Source organism: Paucibacter sp. XJ19-41 (assembly GCF_028462495.1).
Taxonomy (GTDB): Bacteria; Pseudomonadota; Gammaproteobacteria; order Burkholderiales; family Burkholderiaceae_C; genus Roseateles_E.
In genome coordinates this window covers 6,809-32,656 of record NZ_JAQOWX010000066.1, presented here as the reverse complement: position 1 = coordinate 32,656, position 25,848 = coordinate 6,809, and the positions used below count along the sequence as shown (strand labels likewise).

At 67.4% G+C, this 25,848-nt stretch carries 27 protein-coding genes; 19 read left to right on the top strand and 8 right to left on the bottom strand.

Features of this window, described 5'->3' with window-relative positions; all coding sequences use genetic code 11:
• The 7 genes from PO768_RS17230 to PO768_RS17200 all read right to left on the bottom strand — a co-directional run.
• Positions 1-344: GntR family transcriptional regulator (locus tag PO768_RS17230; protein ID WP_272647032.1), on the bottom strand; the 344-nt coding region annotated here is incomplete at its 3' end.
• Positions 345-354: 10 nt separating this feature from the next.
• Entirely contained in the window at positions 355-624 is a 270-nt protein-coding gene (locus PO768_RS17225) for a hypothetical protein (protein ID WP_272647031.1), read from the bottom strand.
• Between the two features lie 14 nt (positions 625-638).
• Positions 639-947 carry a LysE family translocator gene (locus PO768_RS17220; protein ID WP_272647030.1) on the bottom strand — a complete coding sequence of 103 codons (309 nt, stop codon included), beginning with the start codon at positions 945-947 and terminating at the stop codon, positions 639-641.
• 117 nt (positions 948-1,064) lie between these two features.
• Entirely contained in the window at positions 1,065-1,865 is an 801-nt protein-coding gene (locus tag PO768_RS17215) for an amidohydrolase family protein (protein WP_272647029.1), read from the bottom strand.
• Positions 1,858-3,069 (bottom strand): ATP-grasp domain-containing protein, encoded by a 1,212-nt coding sequence (locus tag PO768_RS17210; RefSeq protein WP_272647028.1) that lies wholly within the window; start codon positions 3,067-3,069, stop codon positions 1,858-1,860. The genes PO768_RS17215 and PO768_RS17210 overlap by 8 nt, the downstream gene beginning before the upstream one ends.
• Positions 3,062-4,093, bottom strand: a complete 1,032-nt coding sequence (locus PO768_RS17205; protein WP_272647027.1) for a glycosyltransferase family 2 protein — start codon at positions 4,091-4,093, stop codon at positions 3,062-3,064. The genes PO768_RS17210 and PO768_RS17205 overlap by 8 nt, the downstream gene beginning before the upstream one ends.
• 127 nt (positions 4,094-4,220) lie before the next feature.
• Complete coding sequence (locus PO768_RS17200; RefSeq protein WP_272647026.1) at positions 4,221-4,931, bottom strand: TetR/AcrR family transcriptional regulator; 711 nt, start codon at positions 4,929-4,931, stop codon at positions 4,221-4,223.
• A gap of 131 nt (positions 4,932-5,062) precedes the next feature.
• Between PO768_RS17200 and PO768_RS17195 the strand changes: the two genes are divergently transcribed.
• The 5 genes from PO768_RS17195 (at position 5,063) to PO768_RS17175 (ending at position 12,026) form a co-directional block, all read left to right on the top strand.
• Positions 5,063-6,400: an NAD(P)-dependent oxidoreductase gene (locus tag PO768_RS17195; RefSeq protein WP_272647025.1), complete on the top strand. Its 1,338-nt coding sequence runs from the start codon at positions 5,063-5,065 to the stop codon at positions 6,398-6,400.
• 10 nt (positions 6,401-6,410) lie between these two features.
• Complete coding sequence (preA, locus tag PO768_RS17190) at positions 6,411-7,715, top strand: NAD-dependent dihydropyrimidine dehydrogenase subunit PreA (protein ID WP_272647024.1); 1,305 nt, start codon at positions 6,411-6,413, stop codon at positions 7,713-7,715.
• Between the two features lie 110 nt (positions 7,716-7,825).
• Positions 7,826-9,274: an NCS1 family nucleobase:cation symporter-1 gene (locus PO768_RS17185; protein ID WP_272647023.1), complete on the top strand. Its 1,449-nt coding sequence runs from the start codon at positions 7,826-7,828 to the stop codon at positions 9,272-9,274.
• A 10-nt stretch (positions 9,275-9,284) separates the two neighbouring features.
• Complete coding sequence (gene hydA / locus PO768_RS17180; RefSeq protein WP_272647022.1) at positions 9,285-10,736, top strand: dihydropyrimidinase; 1,452 nt, start codon at positions 9,285-9,287, stop codon at positions 10,734-10,736.
• 18 nt (positions 10,737-10,754) lie between these two features.
• Positions 10,755-12,026 (top strand): Zn-dependent hydrolase, encoded by a 1,272-nt coding sequence (locus tag PO768_RS17175; protein ID WP_272647021.1) that lies wholly within the window; start codon positions 10,755-10,757, stop codon positions 12,024-12,026.
• 18 nt (positions 12,027-12,044) lie between these two features.
• Here the strand turns inward: PO768_RS17175 and PO768_RS17170 are convergent, their stop codons facing one another.
• Positions 12,045-12,506 (bottom strand): hypothetical protein, encoded by a 462-nt coding sequence (locus tag PO768_RS17170; RefSeq protein ID WP_272647020.1) that lies wholly within the window; start codon positions 12,504-12,506, stop codon positions 12,045-12,047.
• A gap of 202 nt (positions 12,507-12,708) precedes the next feature.
• Between PO768_RS17170 and acnA the strand changes: the two genes are divergently transcribed.
• The 14 genes from acnA to PO768_RS17100 form a co-directional block, all read left to right on the top strand.
• The gene (gene acnA, locus PO768_RS17165; protein WP_272647019.1) at positions 12,709-15,447 is read left to right on the top strand and encodes an aconitate hydratase AcnA; all 2,739 of its coding nucleotides are present in this window, start codon (positions 12,709-12,711) and stop codon (positions 15,445-15,447) included.
• 174 nt (positions 15,448-15,621) lie between these two features.
• On the top strand, positions 15,622-16,329 hold the full coding sequence (locus PO768_RS17160) for a sensor histidine kinase (protein WP_272647018.1): 708 nt from the start codon (positions 15,622-15,624) through the stop codon (positions 16,327-16,329).
• The gene (locus tag PO768_RS17155; protein WP_272647017.1) at positions 16,326-16,997 is read left to right on the top strand and encodes a response regulator transcription factor; all 672 of its coding nucleotides are present in this window, start codon (positions 16,326-16,328) and stop codon (positions 16,995-16,997) included. Before PO768_RS17160 ends, PO768_RS17155 begins: the two co-directional genes overlap by 4 nt.
• Positions 16,998-17,198: 201 nt before the next feature.
• Entirely contained in the window at positions 17,199-17,780 is a 582-nt protein-coding gene (locus tag PO768_RS17150; protein ID WP_272647016.1) for a DUF4255 domain-containing protein, read from the top strand.
• Positions 17,777-18,478, top strand: coding sequence for a hypothetical protein (locus PO768_RS17145; protein WP_272647015.1), 702 nt, complete (start codon positions 17,777-17,779; stop codon positions 18,476-18,478). The genes PO768_RS17150 and PO768_RS17145 overlap by 4 nt, the downstream gene beginning before the upstream one ends.
• Before the next feature lie 18 nt (positions 18,479-18,496).
• Positions 18,497-20,056, top strand: coding sequence for a phage tail sheath family protein (locus PO768_RS17140; RefSeq protein ID WP_272647014.1), 1,560 nt, complete (start codon positions 18,497-18,499; stop codon positions 20,054-20,056).
• Positions 20,057-20,088: 32 nt separating this feature from the next.
• Positions 20,089-20,547, top strand: coding sequence for a phage tail protein (locus PO768_RS17135; RefSeq protein ID WP_137942037.1), 459 nt, complete (start codon positions 20,089-20,091; stop codon positions 20,545-20,547).
• Between the two features lie 15 nt (positions 20,548-20,562).
• Positions 20,563-21,159 (top strand): phage tail protein, encoded by a 597-nt coding sequence (locus PO768_RS17130; protein WP_272647013.1) that lies wholly within the window; start codon positions 20,563-20,565, stop codon positions 21,157-21,159.
• A 19-nt stretch (positions 21,160-21,178) separates the two neighbouring features.
• Entirely contained in the window at positions 21,179-21,352 is a 174-nt protein-coding gene (locus PO768_RS17125) for a DUF5908 family protein (protein WP_171018176.1), read from the top strand.
• A 2-nt stretch (positions 21,353-21,354) separates the two neighbouring features.
• Entirely contained in the window at positions 21,355-22,044 is a 690-nt protein-coding gene (locus PO768_RS17120) for a CIS tube protein (RefSeq protein ID WP_137942036.1), read from the top strand.
• A 12-nt stretch (positions 22,045-22,056) separates the two neighbouring features.
• Complete coding sequence (gene vgrG / locus PO768_RS17115) at positions 22,057-23,847, top strand: type VI secretion system tip protein VgrG (protein ID WP_272647012.1); 1,791 nt, start codon at positions 22,057-22,059, stop codon at positions 23,845-23,847.
• A gap of 17 nt (positions 23,848-23,864) precedes the next feature.
• The gene (locus PO768_RS17110) at positions 23,865-24,164 is read left to right on the top strand and encodes a PAAR domain-containing protein (protein WP_137942034.1); all 300 of its coding nucleotides are present in this window, start codon (positions 23,865-23,867) and stop codon (positions 24,162-24,164) included.
• 2 nt (positions 24,165-24,166) lie between these two features.
• A complete protein-coding gene (locus tag PO768_RS17105; RefSeq protein ID WP_137942033.1) occupies positions 24,167-24,577 on the top strand; it encodes a GPW/gp25 family protein in 411 nt (136 codons plus the stop codon).
• Positions 24,578-24,581: 4 nt separating this feature from the next.
• Positions 24,582-25,848 (top strand): hypothetical protein (locus PO768_RS17100; RefSeq protein ID WP_272647011.1); only part of this gene is annotated, 1,267 nt, incomplete at its 3' end.

Below are 25,848 nucleotides of genomic sequence, written 5' to 3'. Positions count from 1 at the left end.
CTGCTGGCCAGCAGCACGCCGGCACGCTGGTCGCTGGCCTGCTGGGCCAGCCAGACCGGCTCCTGCTCCTCGCCGGCCTCCAGCGCCGCCGGGTCGGGCAGCTGCACGCGCGGCTCGCAGACGAAGAAGCCGGCCGTGCCGCGCGAATCGATGCTGGCCGAGGCCACCAGCCGGTCATAGGCGCTGATCACGGTCTGCGGGCTGACGGCCAGCTGCTGGGCCAGCTGTCGTATCGACGGCAGCCGTGCCCCGGAAGGCAGCTGGCCGGCCGCGATCAGTGCGCGCAGCCGCGTCTCGATCTGGTCGGCCAGAGCCATCGTGGAGTTGCGGTCGATCGAAAACATGCAGGCCAGTTTAGGGGCTGCGCAGCAGCGACAGCGCTAACACCAAGAGTGTCGCGGCCATCAGCAGATTGAAGGCGCGGCGCCGGCGCGGCTCGGCCAGAAAGCCCCGGATCGCGACGCCGAACAGCGCCCACATCGAGTTGCAGGGAAAGCCGATGGCCCAGCCGATCAGCCCCACCAGCAGCGCACCCTGCACCGCCCCCAGGCCGGTCGGCATGAAGACCGAGGCCAGCGTGATGGCCTTGATCCAGCTCTTCGGATTCAGCGCCTGGAACAGCACCGCCTGCGCAAAGCTCAGGGGCTCGGCTGGCCGGCCCTGGGCCGCCGAGACGCCGCTGAGCTGCCGGCCAGATAGACCAGGTAGAGCACGCCGGTGACGCGCAGCACGGCGTGGGCCTGCGGATAGGCCAGGAACAGGCTGCCCAGCCCCAGACAGCACAGCAAGGTCTGGGCAAACACGCCGACATTGATGCCCAGGATGGGCGCCAGGCTGCGGCGATAGCCGAAGTTCGCGCCCAGCGCGGTCAGCATCACATTGTTCGGGCCGGGTGTGCTGGACATCACCAGGCAGTAAGTCATCAGGGGCAGCAGATCGCTGAGCATCGGGCGGGGCTCCAGAAAGGGAAGCCCGAGCTTAGGGATGCGGGACAAGCAGGCCCAGATACAGTGGGCCGGCTCCCGCCGGATGCTGTACCGCTGGCGCGAGCGGTACAGCCGGCCTCAGCGGCTCAGATCCTCGCGGCGCAGGCCCAGAAAACCCAGCAGATTGGACTGTGCAATATTGCGGCGCTTGTCCGGCGCCAGGCCGGCGGCGAAATGATCGAAACGCGCCCTCACCTCGGCCAGGCCGTACTCGGGCCAGTCGCTGCCGATGCAGATGCGGCGATCAAAATGATTGAAGAGAAAGGCCAGATCAGCGTCGACCGAGCTGCCGGGGAATTTCATCAGGGTCAGCGACAGATCGAGCAGCAGCTGCGGGTTGTGCCGCACCAGCTGGGCATAGCGCAGCACGTCCACATCGCCGCCATGCACCAGCACCACCCGGGTCGCGGGTGCCTCGCGCAGCACGGCCACCAACGAGGCCAGCGGATCGGCATCGGGATAGTGCTCGATGCCGCAGTGCTGGTAGGTGCAGAAGAACACCACCAGGCCGGCCTCGCCGGCCGCACGCAGCGCCGGGCCCAGCGTCGCCAGACGCCGGGTCAGGCCGGAGAAGCGCGGGTGGATCTTGATGCCGAGGTAGCCCATCGCCCGCAGTGCGCGCAGGGCCTCGGGCGAGGCATCGCGGGCCGGGTCGAAGCCGGCAATCGGGATCAGGCCTGGATGGGCGCGGCAGGCAGCAATGAAGTCTTGATGGCTGTAGTCCTCGATGCCGGCCAGGCCGATCGCGCAGGCGCCCAGATAGGATTGGGCCTTCAGCTCATCGGCCAGCAGGGCAAAGCCGGCCGACCGGCCCGAGCTCAGCCAGCGCCCGCTCAGGGTCGGGTGGGCCAGCGAGTCCAGCAGCGCGTCATCATCCATGCGGCGCTCCGGTTTGCAGCCGCAGGCCGACGAGGGCCTCGCTCGCGGCGGAGGCCGCCAGTTCGGCGCTCGCGGCGCTGCAGATGATGTGGCCGCAGCGCGCGGAGGCGTCGGTCAGCGGCGGCACGAGGTCGCCGACCTGGCAGTACAGCTCGGCCCGCTCGACACCGGGCCGCGCCTGCAACTCGGCCAGCCCGCTGATGGCCTCGACGATGCCCGGTGCGGCGGTGACAAAGCGGATCGCCGCAGCGCCCGGCGGCCGCTGCGGCCGCAGATCGGGCTCGCGGCCGAGTGCCACGGCCAGCGCGGCCTCGACCAGATCGATGCCGGTGGACAGCGGCACCAGATCGCTGGTGATGAAGCCACCGCCCAGCCTCGCGCCGGTCTCCATCATCACCGGTCCGTCGGGGCCTAGGCGCATTTCACTGTGCCCGGCGGCGTTGGTTATGCCCAGGGCCTGCACAGCAGCCACGGCGGTCTCAGCGAGCCTGGCCTGATCGGCCGCACTGCGGACCGAAGGCTGGCGATGACCGATCTCGACATAGTGAGGGGCCCCGCTGGTCAGCTTCTCTGTGATCGCGATGACCCGGGTCTGGCCGCGCCAGCTGAGCGTCTCGACCGAGAACTCGGGGCCGTCGACAAAGGCCTCGACCATCACGCCATCGGCCCGCGTGTGGCGCAGCGCGTGCTCGAAGGCGGTGTTCAGCGTGGCCTCGTCGGCCCCCTGCGCGACCCGGCTGACGCCGCGCCCGCCATGGCTCAGCGCCGGCTTGAAGATCGCATCACCGGGCAGCGCTCGCGCCAGGCGGATGGCCTGCGCCAGGCTGTCGGCGTGACCGAACACCGGACAGGGCACGCCGTGCCGGGCAAAGGCCTCGCGCATCCAGCGCTTGTGGGTGGCGACCCGGGTGGCCTCGGGGCTGGGGCCGGGCAGCGACATCTCGGCACAGCTCGCGGCCAAGGCCGGCATCGGATAGTCCGCCGCCATCGTGAAGATGCCGGCCGCCTGGTGACGCCGCGCCACCGCAATCACCGCATTCGCGTCCGCCAGATCAAAGCTATAGGCCTGCCGGGCCAGTGCCAGGCCGGGCGCCCGCGGGTCGGGGTCGATGCCGACGATCACCAGGCCCAGGCGCCGGGCCGCCGCGTAAGCCGCCAGCTGGCCGCGCCCGGCACCGAGCAGCAGCACGGCCGCCTCAGTCATGGCCTCGCCCCTGGGTCTGCAGTTGGGGGGCGACGTCGTCCGCCGGTGCCGCAGCTCGGCTGCGCACGATGTCTCGGACGATGAAGCGTGGCCGGTTCTGCACCTGGTTGAAGACCTTGCCCAGATAGACCCCCACCAGGCCCAGGGCCATTGTCGAGATGCCCAGGCTCAGCGCCAGCAAGGCCATCACCGAGGTGAAGCCAAGCAAGGCGTCGCCGAACATCAGCTTGCGCGCCACCAGATAGAAGGCATAGGCGAAGCTGCCGGCGGTGATCAGTACACCGACGTCGAACAGCCAGATCAGCGGTTTTGAGGAGAAGGAGCTGACCGCATTGACCATCAGTTGCACCCGTTTGAGCACGGTGTAGGTGCTTTCGCCGCTGCGCTGCGTCTTGCGCACCGGCACGCCGACCTGATCGAAGCCGGCCCAGCTCATCATGCCGGCCAGAAACACATTGGCATCGCCCAGGCTCAGCAAAGCCTGCACATAGCGCCGCGTCATCAGTCGCTCGGTCACCAGATTCTCCGGCACGCGGGTTTCGCTGAGCCGATTGAAACCGCGCCAGAACAGGCCGCCGCTGAACTGCTCGAACCAGCTGCCCTTGCGCTGCTCCTGATAGCCGTAGGCGACATCGGCGCCGCATTCCTCGAGCTTGCGCCACAGCGGCAGCAAAAAGTCCGGACGCACCTCCAGATCGCAGTCGATCAGAAAGATGCGCTCACCACGCGCGGCCTGCAGGCCGGCCATGATGGCGGGGTGGTGGCCAAAATTGCGCGACAGGTCCACCAGCACCAGGCCGGGCAGTTCGCCGATACGCCCGCGCACATACTCGCGGGAGTCATCGGGCGACCCGTCGTTGACCAGCACGATCTCGTAGTCACTCAGCCCCAGCTGCGCCAGTGCCGCGCCGCATTCCGCCAGAAAGGTCTCCAGAAAGGGCCTTGAGCGGTACATCGTCGAGACGATGCTCAGGGCCGGTGGGCTCAGCCCCGGCGCCCGGGTCTGGGTTGCGGAATCGGGCATGCCTCCCCTTTCGTCGTCGAGCATCTGGACCGGCCTCGCGCCGGCCCTGTGTCGCCCGGATTGAAGCATAGACAGCGGCCGGATTTCGCATCACGCGTCACCGCTTCGGAGGACATCGCCCGCCGTCTCAGGGCTTGACCATCAGCCCGCCCAGCACCAATTGCAGAATCAGCCGCTCGGCAGCGAGATAGTCCTCCTCCTCCAGCACCGGCTTGCCCAAGAGGATCGCGAACTGGGGGCCGAGGTCGGCGTAGGCCTGGGTGCTGGCCCAGATCGTGAACATCAGATGACGGAAATCCAGCTTGGCGACCAGGCCCTGGCGGGCCCAGCGCTCGAAGGTCTTGACGTCGGCGTTCAGCGCCGGCAGCACCTGGGCCTCGATCGCGTCGCGAAAGCGCGGTGCGCCGGCCATCACCTCGCGGGCGAAGACCTGGGAACCGGCCGGGCGCTCGCGCGAGTAGCGCAGCTTGGCGGCGATGTACTCGCGCATCGCGGCTTCCGGGTCGGTGCCCGAGACGATGCCGGCCATGCGCGCCAGCCACTCGGACAGCACCTCGTCGAGCACCTTGCGGTAGAGCTGCTCCTTGCTCGGGTAGTAGTAAAGCAGGCTGTGGCGGCTGATGCCGACGGCGGCGGCGATGTTTTCCAGCGACGCCCCCTCGAAACCATATTGCGCGAACTGGCGTTCCGCTTCGGCACAGATGGCCGCCTCCTTGCGCAGCCGCGCCGCACGCGGCTGGGGCGCGAGCTCCTCGCTCGCTGCCGGGCTTGGTGCATGCGTGGATTTGGCACTTGCTTTGCGCGCCGTGCTGGTGCGCCGCGCCTTGGATTCGGTCATTGCTGGCAGGACGGGATTGTCGACGCGACTATCTCAACACAGGACGGCGGCGGTGACCCGAGGGAATTTACCGACTGGTGATTTTTTACAGGTTAGTAAATTATTCACACACCCAGCACCCGGAGCCCGAGATGGACACCAACACGCCAGGCATTGCCGCCGGCCGACTCAGCGAGGCCGACTACGCACGCAACTTCAGCGACGCTCATCCGCCGCTGAACCGTACGCAAGCGCTGATCGAGGCCGAGCGCTGCTACTACTGCTACGACGCGCCCTGCATCACCGCCTGCCCCACCGGCATCGACATCCCCAGCTTCATCCAGCGCATCGCGCAGGAGAACAACCGCGGCGCGGCCCAGGCCATCCTGGAGGCCAACCCGCTGGGCGGCATGTGCGCCCGGGTCTGCCCCACCGAGATGCTGTGCGAGCAGGCTTGCGTGCGCAACACCAACGAGAGCAAGCCGGTCGAGATCGGCCTGCTGCAACGCTTCGCCACCGACGCCTTCTTCTCCGCCAAGCCCGATGCGAAGCCGCTGTTCACGCGGGCGGCGGCCACCGGCAAGAAGGTCGCGGTGGTCGGTGCCGGCCCGGCCGGGTTGGCGGCGGCCCATGGCCTTGCGCGACGCGGGCATGAGGTGCTGCTGTTCGAATCCCGCCCCAAGCTGGGCGGCCTGAATGAATACGGCCTCGCCACCTACAAGACCACCGAGGGCTTCGCGCAGCAGGAAGTGGACTGGCTGCTGTCCATTGGCGGCATCACGGTCAAGACCGGATCGCATCTGGGCCATGACATCACACTGAACCAGCTGGCGGCCGAGTTTGATGCGGTCTTCCTGGGCCTGGGCCTGGCCGGCGTCAATGCGCTGGGCATCACGGAGCCGCAATGCGAGGGAGTGCGTCCCGCGGTGGACTTCATCGCCGAGTTGCGCCAGTCCAGCCCGGCCGAGGTCAGGGTCGGCCAGAAGGTGCTTGTGATCGGCGGCGGCATGACGGCGGTGGATGCCTCGGTGCAGAGCAAGAAGCTCGGGGCGCGCGAGGTGACCATGGTCTATCGCCGCGGTGTCGAAGGCCTGAGCGCCTCGGGTTACGAGCAAGAGTGGGCACAGAAGAACGGCGTGCTGCTGCGCACCTGGGCCGCGCCCAAGCAGATCCTGGCCGAGAACGGCCGGGTGACGGGCGTGCAGTTTGCGGTGACGGCGCTGCGGGACGGGCAGCTGGTCGAGACCGGCGAGATGTTCACGATCGCCGCCGACATGGTGCTGAAGGCCATCGGCCAGAGCTTTGTGCCGGCCGGTGTGGAGCTGCAACTCAAGAGTGGACGCATTGCCACCGACGCCAACGGCAAGACCAGCCACGCCAAGGTCTGGGCCGGCGGCGACTGCCGCTTTGGCGGGCGCGACCTGACGGTCGAGGCCGTCGAGCACGGCAAGCAAGCCGCGATCTCCATCGACCAATTCCTGAGCGCCTGAGGAGCAGACCATGGCCGACATCAGCAGCAACTTCCTGGGTATCAAGAGCCCGAACCCCTTCTGGCTCGCCTCGGCCCCGCCGACCGACAAGGAAATCAACGTCACCCGCGCCTTCGAGGCCGGCTGGGGCGGTGTGGTCTGGAAGACCCTGGGCGAGGACCCGCCGGTGGTCAATGTGTCCGGCCCGCGCTACTCGACGCTGATGAGCCAGGACCGCCGCGTGATCGGTCTGAACAATATCGAGCTGATCACCGACCGGCCGCTGCGCACGAATCTGGAAGAGATCCGCCGCGTCAAGCGCGCCTGGCCGGACCGGGCCATGATCGTCTCGCTGATGGTGCCCTGCACCGAGGAGAGCTGGAAGGCCATCCTGCCCATGGTCGAGGATACGGGGGCCGACGGCATCGAGCTGAACTTCGGTTGCCCGCATGGCATGAGCGAGCGCGGCATGGGCTCGGCCGTGGGCCAGGTGCCCGAGTACATCCAGATGGTGACGGCCTGGTGCAAGCAGTATTCCAAGCTGCCGGTGATCGTCAAACTGACGCCGAACATCACCGATGTTCGCCAGCCGGCCCGCGCGGCCAAGGCCGGCGGTGCCGATGCGGTGAGCCTGATCAACACCATCAACTCGGTGATGGGCGTGGACCTGGACCGCATGGTGATGCACCCCAGCACCGACGGCTGGGGCTCGCACGGCGGCTACTGCGGGCCTGCGGTCAAGCCGATTGCGCAGAATATGGTGGCCGAGATCGCCCGTGATCCGCTGACCGCCGGGTTGCCGATCTCGGGCATTGGCGGCATCACCACCTGGCGCGATGCGGCCGAGTACATCGCGTTGGGCTGCGGCACCGTGCAGGTCTGCACCGCCGCCATGGTCTACGGCTTCAAGATCGTGCAGGAAATGTGCTCGGGCCTCTCGAACTATATGGATGAGAAGGGCTACGCCAATCTCGACGCGATGATGGGCCTGGCCGTGCCGACGGTGAAGAACTGGAACCAGCTGAACCTCAACTACGTGGAGAAGGCGGTCATCCATCAGGACAGCTGCATCCAGTGCGGCCGCTGTCATGTGGTCTGCGAGGACACCTCGCACCAGGCCATCTTCGCCAGCAAGGACGGCAAGCGCCATTTCGAGATCAACGAGGCCGAGTGCGTGGGCTGCAATCTCTGCGTGTCGATCTGCCCGGTGCCGGACACGATCACGATGCGCCGCGTGATGCCCGGCGAGATCGATCTGCGCACCGGACAGCCGGTCAGCGGCGAGTATGCGAACTGGACCACCCATGCGAACAATCCGATGCGTGTCAACGGCTGATAGGGGCTGAGCCCAGCGGGTTTTCCGCATGGCGTGGGCCACCTATTGGCACAAACATAGGCACAAAGATTGCTCCCTTCACAAGACCGAATCCTAGAGGAGAGAAACGCATGAGCACCAGCACCAGCGCCATCAAGGGCGCGCCCACCTCGGCCGGCAATCCGCTGGCCAATGACGATCTGCTGCCGACCCCGGCCGCCCACCGTACCTGGGCCTGGAAGGACTATGCGGCGCTGTGGGTGGGCATGGTGGTCTGCGTGCCGACCTACACGATGGCCAGCTCGATGCTGGACCAGGGCTTCTCCTGGCAGATGGCGGTCTGGCTGGTCTTTGTCGCCAATCTGATCGTGCTGATCCCGATGGTGCTGATCGGCCGGGTCGGCCCCAAGCACGGCATTCCCTTCCCTGTGCTGGCCCGCGCCTCCTTCGGCGTCAAGGGCGCGAACCTGCCGGCCGTGCTGCGCGGCCTGGTGGCCTGCGGCTGGTTCTCGATCAACTGCTATTTCGGCGCGCTGGCCCTGCATGGCTTTCTGAATGTGCGGGGCATGACTCGGGCCGGCCCGGCCGCCGGCGAGACCATCAGCAGCTCGCAGTTCGCCTGCTTCCTGGCCTTCTGGGCCCTGCACATCTGGTTCATCTGGAAGGGCCCGGAGTCGATCCGCAAGCTGGAGGTGATCGCCGCGCCGCTGATGATCGCGGCCTCGCTGCTGCTGGTCGTCGTGCTCCTGATGAAGGTGCCGGCCGGCCAGCTCTTCGCGCTGCCGGCCAAGGTGGTCGAGGGCGGGCCCAAGACCTGGGCCGCGCTGACCGGCCTGGTCGGTTTCTGGGCCACGCTGGCGCTGAACATCCCCGACTTCACCCGCTTCGCGAAGAGCCAGAAGGACCAGGTGCTGGGCCAGGCCATCGGCCTGCCGATCCCGATGGCGCTGTTTTCGATGGTCGGCGTGATCGGCTTCTCGGCCTCGGCAATTCTCTATGGCAAGGCCCAGTTGTTCCCCGACGGCCTGCTGACGCAGATGGGCCCGGTGGCCGCCGGCGTCGGCCTGTTGGTGATACTGCTGGCCAATCTGACCACCAATGTGGCGGCCAATCTGGTCTCGCCGTCCTATGACTTCAGCCAGGTCGCGCCGAGCAAGATCAGCTTCCGCATGGGCGGCATCATCGCCGCGCTGCTGGGCCTGCTCTTCATGCCCTGGAAGCTGCTGGCCACCTCGGGCGGCTATCTCTTCACCTGGCTGGGCGGCTACGGCACCTTGCTGGGCGCGATCGCCGGCATCCTGCTGGTGGACTACTACCTGATCCGCAAGACCGAGCTGAAGATCGGCGACCTCTACGCCCGCGGTGGTGCCTACGAGTACAGCGGCGGCTGGAATATTCAGGCCTTGATCGCCTTCGCGCTGGGCGTGCTGCCCTGCCTGCCGGGCTATCTGGCCGTGTCGGGCGTGATTGCGAAAGACAGCCTGCCGCCCCTGCTGCTGAGCCTGTTCGACTTCGGCTGGTTCTTCAGCCTGGCCGTGGCCGGTGCCTACTACTATCTGACGGCGCCCAAGCAGCGCTAGGAGACAAGACATGAGCAGCAGCCTGTTGATACGGGGCGGCACGGTGGTCAACGCCGACCGCGAGTTCGCCGCCGATGTGCTCTGCATTGACGGCCAGATCGCCGCCGTCGGCCCGCGCGCGCAGGCCCAAGCACCGATGGGCTGCGAACGCCTGGATGCCACAGGCCAGTACATCCTGCCCGGCGGCATCGACCCGCACACCCATATGCAGCTGCCCTTCATGGGCACGGTGACGATGGATGACTTCTTCACCGGCACGGCCGCAGGCCTGGCCGGCGGCACGACGTCCATCATCGACTTCGTGATCCCCAATCCGCAGCAGCCGCTGATGGAGGCCTACCAGCAGTGGCGCGGCTGGGCCGAGAAATCGGCGGCCGACTACAGCTTCCATGTGGCCATCACCTGGTGGAGCGAATCGGTCCATGCCGAGATGGGTCGGCTCGTCAAGGAAGAAGGCATCAACAGCTTCAAGCACTTCATGGCCTACAAGAACGCCATCATGTGCGACGACGAGACGCTGGTGAACAGCTTCAAGCGCTCGCTGGAGCTGGGCGCGATGCCTACGGTCCATGCGGAGAACGGCGAGCTGGTATTCCTGCTGCAGCAGGAGGTCGCCAAGATGGGTATCACCGGCCCCGAGGGCCACCCGCTGTCGCGCCCGCCCATGGTCGAGGGCGAGGCGGCGAACCGCGCGATCGCGATTGCCGATGTGCTGGGCGTTCCCATCTACATCGTGCATGTCTCCTGCATCGAGTCGGCCGAGGCCATCGCCCGCGCCCGCGCGCGCGGCCAGCGGGTCTATGGCGAGGTGCTGGCCGGCCATCTGCTGATCGACGACAGCGTCTACCGCCACCCCGATTTCGCTACCGCGGCGGCCCATGTGATGAGCCCGCCCTTCCGCCCCAAGATCCACCAGGACTTTCTGTGGCGCGGCCTGCAAAGCGGCCAGCTGCACACCACGGCCACCGACCATTGCACCTTCTGCGCCGAACAGAAGGCCGCCGGCCTGGAGAACTTCGCGAAGATCCCGAACGGCTGCGGTGGCATCGAAGAGCGCATGGCGGTGATCTGGGATGCCGGCGTCAACACCGGCCGGCTGACGCCCAGCGAGTTTGTCGCGATCACCTCGGCCAACACCGCCAAGCTCTTCAACCTCTATCCGCAAAAGGGCTCGGTCAGCGAAGGCGCCGATGCTGACCTGGTGCTGTGGGACCCGCAGGGCACCAAGACCATTTCGGCGAAGACCCAGCTGAGCAAGGGCGACTTCAACATCTTCGAGGGCCGCACAGTGCGCGGCATACCGAGCCACACGATCAGCCAGGGCAAGCTGGTTTATGCCCGAGGCGAGTTGCGCGCGGTCCAGGGTGCGGGCCGCTATCTGAAGCGCCCCGCCTTCGGCCCGAATTTCCAGGCGGTCAAGGCTCGGGCGCAAGACCTGGCCCCAAGCGCCGTCGCCCGTTAGTCTAGGAGCAGTACCGATATGGACATGAAGACCAAACCCGCCGACACCGGAAAATTGGCTGATCTGCGCGTCAATGGCGAGCGCCTGTGGGCCTCGCTGATGGAGCTGGCCCGGATCGGCGCCACCGAGAAAGGCGGCGTCTGCCGCCTGGCGCTGACCGAACTCGATAAGCAGGGCCGCGACCTGGTGATAGGCTGGGCCAAAGAAGCCGGCATGACGGTGACGGTCGACAAGATCGGCAATGCCTTCATGCGCCGGCCGGGGCGCAACAACGCCCTGCCCCCGGTGATGACCGGCAGCCATATCGACACCCAACCTACCGGCGGCAAGTTCGATGGCAACTACGGCGTGCTGGCGGGCATCGAGGTGGTGCGCACGCTCAACGACCACGGCATCGAAACCGAGGCGCCGATCGAGGTAGCCTTCTGGACCAATGAGGAAGGCTCGCGCTTCGTGCCGGTGATGATGGGCTCGGGCGTGTTCGCCAAGGCCTTCACGCTGGAGCATGCCTACGCCGCCACCGACACCGAGGGCAAGAGCGTCAAGGACGAGCTGGAACGCATCGGCTATATCGGCCCCGAGGAACCGGGCGACCACGCGATCGGCAGCTATTTCGAGACCCATATCGAGCAGGGTCCGGTGCTGGAGGACCACGACAAGACCATAGGCGTGGTCACCGGCGTGCTGGGCATCAAATGGTATGACTGCACCGTCACCGGCATGGAGGCCCATGCAGGACCGACACCGATGGCGCTGCGCAAGGATGCGCTGCAGGTGGCGACGGTGCTGATGCAGGAGGTGGTGGCCACCGCGCTGCGCTACGGACCGCATGGGCGAGGCACGGTAGGCATGGTGCAGGTGCACCCGAACAGCCGCAATGTGATTCCGGGCCGGGTCAAGTTCAGCATGGACATGCGCAACAGCACCGATGCGCTGGTTGATGCGATGGACGCCGATATCCGCAAAGCCGCGGCCGAGCTGAGTGCGAAGACCGGCTTAGCAATCCAGATCGAGCTCGTCTCGCACTACCCGGCAGCGCCCTTCCACGCCGATTGCGTGGCTGCCGTGGCCAAGGCGGCCGAGGCGCTGGGCTACTCGAACATGCCAACCGTCTCGGGCGCCGGCCATGACGCCGTCTATATGGCGCGGCTGGCGCCGGCCGGGATGATCTTCATCCCCTGCAAGGACGGTATCAGCCACAACGAGATCGAGGACGCCAAGCCCGAGCACATCACCGCCGGCTGCAATGTGTTGCTGCATGCGATGCTGGAGCGGGCCCTGGCGCCCTGAAGCCAGCTCCAGCCCGACTCAGTCGCGCCCGCCGCCCTTGCCGTGGCCACGGCCCGGGTGGTCGTCGCGGCGACCGTCATGGCGGTCATGGCGGTCATCTCGGCGACCGTCGCCGCGACCATGGTCGCGGTCGCGGTGGTCGTGATCGCGGCGGTAGCGCGGCGCGTATTCGTTGCGATACCAATCGTCACGAACGAAATAGACCGGCCGGCCGCAGGCGTCGTAGCGGCCGCAGTGTTTGCGCCAGTTCTTCTGATGGCCGGGCGGCACACGCAGATAGACCGGCTCATAAGCCATCCGGGGTGCCCGGTGTATCACGACCGGCTCGGCATAGATGACGCGTGGCCGGGGATAGTTGCCGATGTCGATCTGGCCATAGAAGCCGGGTTGTCCCAGGCTGATGGAGACGCCGACATCGGTGGCCTGGGCGCTGCCAATGGTGGCAAACGCCAGACCGGCGGCGAGGATCAGATGTTTCATCGCGGGACTCCTTGTTGTAGATATGCGTGACTGCTCAACGCCCGGGGCGCTGGGCGGATGACAGCAGAAACCTTCGGAAACATCGCTGACAAAGCCCGGACCTCTGCCTTATGGACGAGGCTCGGGCCGTGCCTAAGGCCGCACTTGCCGCCACAATGCAGCTTAGCCAAGAATCCACGCCACAACCGCCAGGAGAGTGTTCATGCCCAAAGCCCCCGTCGCCAGCACCCCACACGCCTTTGCCCACACGCTGAGCGAGTTCACCACGCCCTCGGGGCGCAACGGCCGCTACTACTCCCTGCCCAAGCTGGCCAAGAAGTTCCCCAATATCAAGCGCCTGCCGATCTCGCTGCGTATCGTGCTGGAGTCGGTGCTGCGCAATTGTGACGGCAAGAAGGTCGCGCCTGAGCATGTGGAACAGCTGGCCAACTGGCAGCCGGTGGCCGAGCGCAGCGACGAGATTCCCTTTGTCGTCGCCCGCGTCGTGCTGCAGGACTTCACCGGCGTGCCGCTGCTGGCCGACCTGGCCGCGATGCGCAATGTCGCCGCCGCTGCCGGCCTGGACCCCAAGCGCATCGAGCCGCTGGTGCCGGTGGACCTGGTGGTCGACCACTCGGTGATGATCGACCATTACGGCAACAAGCGCGCCCTGGACCTGAATATGAAGCTGGAATTCGAGCGCAACCGCGAGCGCTACGAATTCATGAAATGGGGCATGCAGGCCTTCGACACCTTTGGCGTCGTGCCACCGGGCTTCGGCATCGTGCACCAGGTCAATCTGGAGTATCTGGCGCGCGGCGTGCACAAGACGGGCAACAAGGGCGAGAAGATCTACTATCCCGACAGCCTGGTCGGCACAGACAGCCACACGACGATGATCAACGGCATCGGCGTGGTCGGCTGGGGCGTCGGCGGCATCGAGGCCGAGGCCGGGATGCTGGGCCAGCCGGTCTACTTCCTGACCCCGGACGTGGTCGGCTTCGAGCTGACGGGCCGGCTGCGCGAAGGCGTCACCGCGACCGATCTGGTGCTGACCGTCACCGAGATCCTGCGCAAGGAGAAAGTGGTCGGCAAGTTCGTCGAGTTCTTCGGCGAGGGCACCGAGAGCCTGGCCGTGCCGGACCGGGCGACGATTGCCAATATGGCGCCCGAGTACGGCGCGACGATGGGCTTCTTCCCGGTCGACGACAAGACCCTGGACTATTTCCGCGGCACCGGCCGCAGCAAGGCCGAGATCGAGGCCTTCGAGGCCTATTTCAAGGCGCAGGACATGTTCGGTGTGGCCCGCGCCGGCGACATCGACTACTCCCAGGTCGTCAAATTGGACCTGGGCGCCGTCGTGCCCTCGCTGGCCGGCCCCAAGCGCCCGCAGGACCGCATCGAGATCACCGATCTGGCAGACAAGTTCACCGAGCTTTACAGCCAGCCCACGGCCGCCAATGGCTTCAACCAGCCGGCCGAGAAGCTGGGCCAGGTCTTCAAGACCACCGGCGGCCTCGATGTGAGGAACGGCGATGTGCTGATCGCCGCGATCACCTCCTGCACCAACACCTCCAACCCCAGCGTGCTGCTGGCCGCCGGCCTCCTGGCCAAGAAGGCGGTCGAGGCCGGGCTGAAGGTGCAGCCGCATATCAAGACCTCGCTGGCCCCGGGTTCGCGCATCGTCACCGAGTACCTGGAGAAGGCCGGTCTCCTGCCCTATCTGGAGAAGCTGGGCTTCAATCTGGCCGCCTATGGCTGCACCACCTGCATCGGCAATGCCGGTGACCTGACCCCCGAGCTGAATGAGGCCATCACCAGCAACGACCTGATCTGCGCCGCCGTGCTCTCGGGCAACCGCAATTTCGAGGCCCGCATCCATCCGAACCTGAAGGCCAACTTCCTGGCCTCGCCGCCGCTGGTGGTCGCCTACGCGATTGCCGGCAATGTGACGGTGGACCTGATGACCCAGCCGCTGGGCAAGGGCAAGAAGGGCCGCGACATCTTCCTCGGCGACATCTGGCCGAGCAGCGACGAGATCTACGCGCTGATGAAGTACGCGATGAACCCCAAGGCCTTCCGCGAGAACTACGAGCAGGTGGACAAGAAGCCCGGCAAGCTGTGGCAGCAGATCGATGGGGTTGCGGGTCAGGTCTATACCTGGCCCAAGAGCGGCTATATCGCCCAGCCGCCTTTCTTCGAGGGTTTCACCCAGACGCCGGTCTTCACTGCGGCCGGTGTTTCGGGCGCCCGCATCATGGCCTTGTTCGGTGACTCGATCACGACCGACCACATCTCCCCGGCCGGCGCGATCAAGGACAGCTCACCGGCCGGCCAGTATCTGCAGGGCCTGGGCGTGGGCAAGGCCGACTTCAACAGCTATGGCTCGCGTCGCGGCAACCATGAGGTGATGATGCGCGGCACCTTCGCGAACGTGCGCATCAAGAACCTGATGATCCCGGCCAAGGAAGACGGCAGCCGGGTCGAGGGCGGCCTGACCCTGCTGCAACCCTCGGGCGAGCAGGCCTATATCTATGACGCGGCGATGCAGTACATGGCCGCCGGCACACCCACCGTGATCTTCGGCGGCGAGGAGTACGGCACCGGCTCCAGCCGCGACTGGGCCGCCAAGGGCACCCAGCTGCTGGGCATCAAGGCCGTGATCGCACGCAGCTTCGAGCGCATCCATCGCTCCAATCTGGTCGGCATGGGCGTGCTGCCGCTGCAGTTCAAGCCGGGCGTCAGCTGGGAGAGCCTGGGCCTGAAGGGCGACGAGCTGATCGACATCCAGATCCCCGGCGAACTGGCGCCCCAGCGCGACGCGACGCTGGTGATCACCCGCGCCGACGGCAGCCGGCAGGAAGTGCTGCTGACCTTGCGCATCGACACGCCGATCGAGGTCGACTACTACCGCCATGGCGGCATCCTGCCCTTTGTGCTGCGCCAGCTGCTGGCGGCCTGACATCGGTCCATCAAGCACTGGAACGTTTTTTCGGGCCGGCAAACGCCATCGGCGCGCTGACAGTTTTTACAGATTGACGCCGCCGAGCGGCGACTCCTAGGATGCCGGGTCTGGGTGCGGTCGGTCTTGGCCGGCACCCGAGGTCAGATCCGGCATGTGAGAGGAGTCCTGCTCATGCCCAGCGCGCTGGTCCCCTTGCTCGAAGCCGTGCCGACGCCACCTGCCGAGGTGGCGGACGGCATGGTCGATGCGCGCTGGCAGGCGCGGCAGCTGGCGCAGGCCCTGCACGACGAGCTGGCCCAGCTGCTGAGCCTGGCGCTGATGCAGCTCGATGCGGCGCGCGAGCCCGACCTGCCGCGCGCGCTGCAGGCCCAGCAGCGTGCCTACGAGCTGGTCAAGCAGGCGCTGCAAGCCACCCGGGATGCGGTAACCCTGCTGCAGCCCGAGCCGGTCGATGATTTGCCGGCCGCGCTGCGGACCCTGGTGCAGCAGCTGGGCGAGCGCACCGGTCTGAGCATCCAGTTCAGCTGTGCGCTGTCCCTGCCCCGGCTGCCCGAGCCGGTCAACGCCGGCCTGCTGGCGGCGGGGCGCGAGTTGCTGGCCAATGCCTGCAAGCATGCCGGCGGGGTTGCCATCCATATCGCGCTGGCCCCTCAGGGTCAGGGCAAGGGCGTGACCCTGATCGTGCGCGACCAGGGCCTGGGCTTCGATCCGCAGCTGGCTCAGGCCGCCGCGATCGCTGCCGGCCACGGCTATGGCCTGCCCCGCCTGCATGCCCGTCTGCGGCTGCTCGGCATGGGGCTGAGCCTGCGTACCGCGCCGGGCCAGGGAGTGCATGCCCAGGTCTCCTGGCCGCGCCAACCCGAAGAGGACGAGTCATGACTATCCGCGTCATCGTCGCCGACGACCACCGCATCGTGCGCGAGGGCCTGGTGGCCCTGCTGCAGCGCGAGGACGATATCGAGGTGATCGCCGAGGCGCGCGACGGCATGGAGCTGGTGCGCCAGGCCCGCGAGCTGCAGCCCGATGTGGTGCTGGTCGATCTGTCGATGCCGCGCATGAACGGGGTCGAGGCGATACGCCGCATCCGCGCCGAGCCGCTGCGCTGCAAGCTGCTGTGCCTGTCGGTGCATGAGCAGCCACAACAGGTGCTGGCGGCGCTGGAGGCCGGCGCCTCCGGCTATGTGCTGAAGGAGAACTCCTTTGACGAGCTGGCGCGCGGCGTGCGCCGGGTGATGGCCGACCAGATCTATCTGAGCGGCGAGCTGGTCGGCCTGGTGCTGCAGGGCAGTCGTCGGCCGGCGCAGGCCGGCGCAAAAGCCGGCGACCTGGCCCGGCTGACGCCGCGCGAACGCGAGATGGTGCAACTGCTCTCTGAGGGTTACACGGCCCAGCAGATCGCCCAGCAGCTGCATCTGAGCGCCAAGACCGTGGCCACGCACCGCGAGCATGTGTTCGCCAAGCTGCAGATCCAGGGCATTGCCGAGCTGACCCGCTTCGCGCTGCGTGAGGGCCTGAGCTCGCTGGATGCCCAGCCGCCGCGCGGCTGATGACGCCCATCCAGCGCCGCCGACCTCAGCATTTTTCCTAGCGGCAAACCCGCAGCCCTGATGGGCTTGCCCGGGCTGCAGCCCCGGCCTGATGGTTTGCCCCATCAGCTCAAGGCTGATGCAGATTCAGCCGGCGGACTATGGTGCGGTGCCGGGTCTTGACCTACCTTCTGGCTCAGGGACATCAAGGACACAGCCACCATGATCGACGCCGCCCTGGGCCAGTTGGCCGGGCAACTCAACGAACATCTGCGCCGGCGCTTCCAGGTCAGCGAGGATCTGGCCGTGCTGTCGAATCTGCATGAGCAGAACGGCGCGCTGGTGCCCCTGGTGGCCAACAAGCTGGTGCTGTTCCTGGCCGGCATCGAGCGCGACAGCGTCGCCCACCGCAGCGGCAATGGCCAGAACCTGGGCCTGGCACCGGGCCAGCTGCAGATGCCGGCACCGGTCTATCTGAACCTGCTGGTGATGTGCGCGGCCAATTTCAGCGGCGCCAGCTATCCGGAAGCGCTCACATTCCTGTCCGGCGCGATCAGCTTCTTCCAGACCCGGCCGGTGCTGGACCAGCACAACACGCCGGGGCTGGACAAGCGCCTGGACCGACTGGTGCTGAACATCGAGAACCTCAGCAGCTCCGAGATGCACAGCCTCTGGGGCATCCACAGCGGCCGCTACCTGCCCTCGGTGCTGTACCGGGTGCGCATGATCAGCGTCGACGGCCAGCACATCGACGCCCGCGAGCCGCTGGTGCGCGAGCTGGACGCGCGGGGGCTGCCCTCATGAGCTCGCTGCGCTATACGCTGCTGGCCAGCGCCCGGGTGCGGCATGGCTATTTCGCCGACGGCCTGGCCCGGCGCCTGCGCTTCACGCCCGATGCCGACACGCAGGCCGCGATGCGCGCCTACCAGCTGCTGCTGCGCAGCAACGGCCACGCCCTGGCCCTGCATGCGCCCGAATCGGCGCTGGCGCTGCTGTGGGCCGCGCGCGCCCCGCAGGCCCTGTGCTTCACGCTGAGCTGCGAGGACCCCGGCTTTGAGCTCTATACCGAGCCAGGCTCACTGCCGCTGCTGGCGCTGCCGCTGTTCACCGACGCGGCCCGCGACGAAGCCACCTGGCGCGCCGGACTCGGCGGCGCGGTCGAGCTGCAGCTGCAGGCCCGCCGCACGGTCTGGAAATATCTGCTGCTGGGCGATTGGCAGGAGCACCGCCTGCAGCTGGTCGATCCCGCCGCCGAGGTGCAGTTCGAGGCCCCCGGCGCCGAAGCCCTGCCCGATGGCCGTGCGGCCATCGTGATCCGCTCGCGCTCGGCGCTGGCGCTGGCCGAGCGTTCGCCCTATCGATTTCAGTTGCGTGATGCGGCCAGCCAGCCGCCCAAGCTGCTGATGCCGCGCCTGCCGGTGGCCGCCCCGCGCGGCCTGCAGCGCGAGCTCAGGCCCCAGGGCGGCAGCACCGCCGTCACCGAAATTTTTGTCAGTCGCTGACCCAACCAGGAGAACCAGATGGGTGTGATGAAAACTCCGGGCGTTTACATCGTCGAGAAAAACGCCTTTCCGAACTCCGTGGTCGAGGTGGCCACCGCCGTGCCGGCCTTCATCGGCCACACGCAGATCGCCGACAACCGCAACAAGCCGCTGGCGATGAAGCCCTGGCGCATCAGCTCGATGGCCGAGTACCACCAGTACTACGGCTTCGGGCCGGTGCCACGCTTCAATATCGTCGAGAACACCGACCCCTCGGCACTGGATGACTTCAAGGCCGGCGGCAAGGGCTATGTGCTGCAGCAGCCGGCCGGCAAGGACGGCGGCAGCTACTTTCTCTACAGCGCGCTGCGCCACTTCTTCCAAAACGGCGGCGGCCCCTGCTACATCGTCTCGGTCGGCACCTATGAGCAAGACCTGGACCTCGACAAGTTCAAAGCCGGCATCGACGAGCTGCTCAAGGAGCAGGAGCCGACCATGCTGGTGATCCCCGAGGCGGTGCGTCTCAAGGAGGAATCGGCCTGTATCGACCTGCAGCAGGCCATGCTGGCGCACTGCGGCGACAAGATGCGCAACCGGGTCGCCATCCTCGACATCTGGGGCGGCGACAAGCCGCGCAGCGATCCCGGCGGCGATCCGGTGGCGCGCTTTCGCAATGATCTGGGCATCAACTTCCTGGACTTTGCCGCCGCCTACTACCCCTGGCTCAACACCACGGTGGTCGGCGACAAGGATCTGAGCTACGAGAACATCCTCAGCATCGATGTGCTGAAGACCCTGCTGCGGCAAGACCTGGCCCTGCCCGACACCCTGCCCGACAACGCGCCGGCCAAGCTCAAGGAGCATGCCCAGGCGGTCGACGACATCAGCAAGGACTGGGCGGCCGACCCGCGCCAGCTCAGCGAGGACGCGATCCTGACCCACAAGACTCTGCTGAACAAGACCCTGGCGGCCACCAGCGCGCTGTTCAACACCCTCATCGCCGAGGCCCGCAGCAAGCTCAATCTGCTGCCGCCCAGCGCTGCGATGGCTGGCGTCTACACCATGGTGGACAACACCCGCGGTGTCTGGAAGGCGCCCGCCAATGTCAGCCTGGCCGGCGTGATCTCGCCCACCGTCAGCGTCTCGGCGGTCGACCAGGAGGAGCTCAATGTCACCACCCAGGGCAAGAGCATCAACGCGATCCGCGCCTTCATCGGCGAAGGCGTGCTGGTCTGGGGTGCCCGCACACTGGACGGCAACAGCCTGGACTGGCGCTACATCAACGTGCGCCGCACCATGATCATGCTGGAGGAGAGCTGCCGGCTGGCCGCCAAGGCCCTGGTGTTCGAGCCCAATGTGGCCAATACCTGGGTCACGATCAAATCGATGATCCAGAACTTCCTGACCAGCATCTGGAAGCGCGGCGGCCTGGCCGGCGCCTCACCCGAGGACGCCTTCAGCGTCCATGTGGGGCTGGGCGAGACGATGACGCCCGACGACATCCTGGAGGGCATTCTGCGCGTGACCGTGCTGGTGGCCATGGTGCGGCCGGCCGAGTTCATCGAGATCACCTTCCAGCAGCAGATGCAGAAGTCCTGAGCTGCGCCCCACACTAAATCGCGGAGATCAATATGGCTGATGACGGCTCCAAACAATCGACCAATGTCTGGCCCCTGCCCAAGTTCTACTTCCAGGTGAAGTGGGACGCGAACGTGATGTCCTTCGAGGAGGTCTCGGGGCTGGACATCGAGGCCCAACCGATCGAGTACCGCCACGGCGACAGCCCGGTGTTCTCGTCGCTGAAGATGCCCGGGCTGAAGAAGCACGGCAATGTCACGATGAAGAAAGGCGTGTTCAAGGCGGACAACAAGTTCTGGGACTGGTTCAACCAGATCAAGATGAACACCATCAAGCGCGTGCCCGTCACGATCAGCCTGCTCGACGAGGAAGGCAAGCCGACCATGGTCTGGACCCTGTCGAACGCCTGGCCCACCAAGATCACCGGCACCGATCTGAAGGCCGAAGGCAACGAGGTCGCGGTCGAGACCATAGAGATCGCGCATGAAGGCCTGACCATTGCCAACGCCTGATCATCGTGACGCGCCGTGAGCGATCCTGTCATCCCCAAGCCGCCGCCGCTGCCGCCACCGCCGCAGCAGCGGCCACGGCTGCAGCTGCCGCCGCGGCTGGATCTGGGCATCTCCGCGGCCGGCACCGCAAGGGCCGCGGTCACCACGGTCTGGGACCCGCCGGCCAGCCAGGCCAGCTACCCGCCGGTGGCCTTCTACTTCTCGGTGCAGATCGACGGCCGCAGCGGCGACTGCTCCTTCCAGGAGGTCTCGGGCATCAGCCTGGCGATGGAGCTCGAGCCGCTGGTGGAAGGCGGCGAAAACCGCTTCATCCATCAGCTGCCCAAGGGCATCAAGCAGGGCACGCTGCGCCTGCAGCGCGGCCTGGCGATGAAGAACACCGAGCTGGTCGCCTGGTGCCGCCAGGTGCTGGAAGGCGATCTGGGGCGGCGCATCGAACTCAAGCCGGTGCAGGTCAGCCTGCTCGACGAGTTGGGTCAGCCGCTGTGCGTCTGGTCCTTCGAGAACTGCTATCCGGTCGGCTGGGATATCGAGGCTTTCAATGCCGACAAGAACGAGGTCGCGATCGAGCAGATCGAGCTGGCCTACCAAACCTGTGTGCGCATGAAGTAGGCAGCCAAGGAGCGCGGCGATGACGATAGAGGTCAGGCAGATGGTGATCAAGTCCAGCGTCGGGCCGGACGAGGCGCGCCCGCAAGACCAGGTCGCGCTTGACCCCGAGACCCTGGCGGAGCTGAAGCAGGAGATCCTCAACGAGTGCCGGGCCTGGCTGCAGGAGCAGCTGCAGCAGCAACGCGAGCGCTAGCCATGATCCCCGCCTCCGGCCAAAGGCAAGCCCTGACCCTGACCCGCTGCACCGTCAGCCAGTCGGGCTCCATCATGGTGGATCGCGGCGTCAACTACGCCTTGCAGATCAATCCCGCCGAGTTCAGCCACCAGCGCACCATCCGCTACAACACCAAGCGCGTGGTCGGCCAGATCGGCTCGCCGATGCGCTTCTCCGGCATAGACCCGGACGACATCAGCTTCACCGCCACCTTCGACGGCACCGGCGTCGTGCCGATAGGCCCGGGCCAGCCCATCGAGGTGGCCGACCAGATCGAGGCGCTGAACCGCGTGATCTACACCTACCGCGGCGAGGCCCATGAGCCCAACCATGTGCAGATCCTCTGGGGCACCATGGTGTTCTACGGCCGGCTCTGCAGCATCGGCCTGCAGTACACGCTGTTCAAGCCCAGCGGCGCGCCGCTGCGCGCCAGCGCCGAGATGGACTTCGTCGGCTTTCTCAGCGCGCCCGAGGCCGAGCGCCGCGCCAACCGCTCCAGCCCCGACCTGAGCCATTCGGTCGAGGTGCGCGAGGGCGACACCCTGCCGCTGCTGTGCCACCGCATCTACGGCGACAGCCGCTACTACCCGGAGGTCGCGCGCTTCAACGGCCTGCGCGAGTTCCGCCGCCTGCGGCCGGGCCTGCGCCTGCACTTTCCGCCGCTGGCCTGAGGAACGATCGCCATGCCCGCCTCCCCCAGCGCCAGCGCCGAAGGTCCGGTCCGCCTGGTCGTGCAAAGCGAGGGTACCGAGGTGCAGGAGCAGCTGCGCATCCTCTCGCTGACGGTGCGCCACGCGCTCAACAGCCTGCCCTGGGCCCGCCTGGTGATCGACGACGGCGATATGCCCGGCAACAAATACCCGGTCAGCGACGGCGCGCTGTTCACGCCCGGCAGCGCCATCGTGCTGCGCGCCGGCTATGGCGACAGCGATGCGCAGATCTTCAGCGGCATCGTCGTGCGCCACAGCCTGAAGATCAGCGGCGACAACCACAGCCGCCTGATCGTCGAATGCCGCGACAAGGCCTGCAAGATGGCCATCGGCCGCGTCAACGCCAAGTACCAGGACCAGACCGACAGCGACATCATCTCCGGCCTGATCGCCGCCGCCGGCCTGCAGGCCGATGTGCAGAGCACCGAGGTCCAGCAGGCCGAGCTGCTGCAGTACGACTGCAGCGACTGGGACTTCATGCTGGCGCGGGCCGACGCGATGGGCCTGCTGGTCGCGGTGGAGGACGGCAAGATCACGGTCAAGCCGCCCGATGCCTCGGCCGAGCCGGCGCTGTCCGTCACCTGGGGCGTCGATCTGATCGCGCTGCAGGCCGATATCGATGCGCGCAGCCAGCTCAAGGCCGCCCAGGCCCATGCCTGGGATCCGGCCCAGCAGGCCGTGGTCGAGAGCAGCGCGGCCGCGCCGCTGGCGCTGAACGCGCAGGGCAATCTGAGCGGCGCCACGCTGGCCGAGGTCGTCAGCCCGGACAGCTACCGGCTGCAAAGCAGCGCCGCCCTGCCCCAGGCCGCGCTGGAGCAATGGGCCAAGGCCGCCCAGCTGAAGGCGGCGCTGGCGCGGGTGCGCGGCCGCATGAGCTTCCAGGGCAGCGCGTTGGCCAAGCCGGCCACGCTGATCGCGCTGGCCGGCGTCGGCGCGCGGGTCAACGGCCCGGTCTTTGTCAGCGCGGTCCAGCACGAGATCCACGACGGCGAGTGGCTCAGCGAGGCCGAGTTCGGCCTTGACCCCGACTGGCATATGCAGCGCCCCGATGTGATGGCAGCGCCGGCCGGCGGCCTGCTGCCGGGCATCCACGGCCTGCAGATCGGCGTCGTGATGAAGCTCGACGCCGACCCCGGCGGCGAGCAGCGCATCCAGGTCAAGCTGCCGGTGCTGCAGACCGCCACCGAAGGCATCTGGGCGCGGCTGCTGCAGCTGCATGCATCCAGCGGCTTCGGCGCCTTCTTCCTGCCCGAGGTCGGCGACGAGGTCATCGTCGGTTTTCTGAGCGCCGACCCCAGCCATCCGGTCGTGCTCGGCAGCCTCTACAGCCGCAGCCGAAGCCCGCCCTACGAACTGGCCGCCGAGAACGACACCAAGGCCCTGGTGACCCGCTGCAAGCACCGGCTGGTGTTCGACGAGAAGGACAAGATCATCACGCTGACGACCCCGGCCAACAACCAGATCGTGCTGGATGACAAGGACAAGAGCATCCTGATCAAGGACCAGAACGGCAACAGCATCAAGCTCAGCAGCGACGGCATCGCGCTGGACAGCCCCAAGGACATCAAGCTGACGGCCAAGGGCGGCATCACGCTGGACGCCGTCAACGCGATCGAGCTGACGTCCAAGGCCGACATCAAGGCCGCCGGCCTGAACATCAGCTGCGAGGCCCAGGTCGGCATCACGGCCAAGGGCGCGGCCACCGCCGAGCTCTCGGCCTCGGGCCAGACCACGGTCAAGGGCGCGATGGTGATGATCAACTGAAGCCGACCAGGACAGCCATGCCGCCCGCCGCCCGCCTCACCGATATGCATGCCTGCCCGATGGTCACGCCGGGGCTGCCGCCCATCCCCCATGTCGGCGGTCCCATCGTCGGCCCCGGCGTGCCCACCGTGCTGATCGGCAAGATCCCGGCCGCCGTGGTCGGCGACAACGCGGTCTGCGTCGGCCCGCCCGATGTGATCGTCAAGGGCTCGGCCACCGTGCTGATCGGCGGCAAGCCCGCCGCCCGCATCGGCGACAGCACGGCCCATGGCGGCAGCATCGTGCTGGGCCTGCCCACCGTGCTGATCGGGGGCTGACGATGAGCTTTCTGGGCCGGGGCTGGAGCTTCCCACCGCGCTTCTCGGCGCGCAGCCGGGGCGTCGAGATGGTCGAGGGCGAGGCCGATATCGCCGAGAGCCTGCGCATCCTGATGTCCACCCATGTCGGCGAGCGATTGATGCAGCCGGCCTATGGCTGCCGGCTGCGCGAGCTGGTCTTCGAAGCCGCCAACGAGCAGACCCTGACCGAGCTGCGCGACATGCTGGCCAAGGCCATCCTGTTCTTCGAGCCGCGCATCACGCTGGAGTTCGTCGATGCCCGCATCAGCGATGTCGAACCCGCCTGCCTGGAGCTGAGCCTGCACTACAGCGTGCGCAGCACCAACACGCGCCACAACCTCGTCTACCCGCTGTATCTGCAGCAGGCCACCAGCCCGATGCGGGCCGATTGACGCCATGACCCGGACCGGCACCCAGACAGGCACCCAACAAGGCGAACGCCAGGCGCCGGCCCTGCGCGCCGGCTATCTGCTGCCCGACGAGCTGAGCCTGGCGCAGCGCCTGCGCCTGTCGCTGGCCCAGGCACGCGGGCTGCGCTTTGTCGAGCCCTTCGGCTCGCCGGCCGGCGACTGGGGCGAGCTGCTGGGTCAGGATCTGAGCCTGCTGCTGGCCGATATCGCCGCCTACCCGGCCGAGGTCCATGAGGCCCGTGCGCTGGAACATCTGCCCTGGCTCGATCTGGACGCGCGCTGGCAGCGCTGCTGGACCCTGATCGGACAGCTCGACCACTGGTGCCACGGGCTGGACGCCCATCAGTTCAGCGCCCCGCTGGCCGCCAGCCTGCAGACCCTGATCGCGCAAGAGCTGGCCCCGCTGCTGCGCCAGGGCCTGCAGCGCTTCGAGGTCCAGCGCCTGGCACTGGCGCGCCTGCATCCGGCCTGGACGGGCGTGTCCGAGGGCGAACCGGAGCCCGACACCTCGCTGCTGCTGCGCCAGCTCTGGGTGGGCCTGTGCCGCGCGCTGCGACGCCTGCGCAAGCTGGCCCAGGAGCAGCTGGCCGACAGCCTGCGCACCCAGACCCATGAGCCGGCCGTCGGCCTGCTGCTGACGCTGCTGCAGCTGCTGCAGCAAAGCCGCGCGCCGCTCAACGACTTTCCCGAGCGCCTCAAGCATTTCTACCATCGCGAGCTGCTGGGGCTGGGCACGCGACCGGCCTTGCCCGAACGGGCCCATCTGCTGCTGGAGCGCGCGCCGGGCCACACCACGCTGAGCCACGGTGTGCTGCGCCTGCCGGCCGGCACGCGCTTTGGCGCCGGCAAGAATGCCCAGGGCCAGCTGATCGAGTTCGCGTCCAGCCATGAGCTCTGGCTGGGCGATGCCCGTGTCGAGGCCCTGCTGAGCCTGCGCCTGGAGCACGACCCGCTGATCTCGCCGGAACGCGAGTTCGGCTACGCCAGCCGCAGCAAGGCCCAGCGCCTGCCGGTGCTGATGGACGGCCCGGCCAGCTGGCCGATGCTGGGCGTGCAGACCCGGCCGCAGGCCGCCGATATCGACAGCGGCGCCGATGCCGAGCTGGGCCTGGCCATCGCCTCGGGTCTGCTGGCGCTGCGCGAGGGCGAGCGCGAGATCCGTGTGCGCCTGCACGCCGACGCGCAGGACCCCGCGCCGCCGGATCTCGAGGGCTTGCAGCAGGCCTACCGCCGCCTGGCCCAGATCGAGGCCC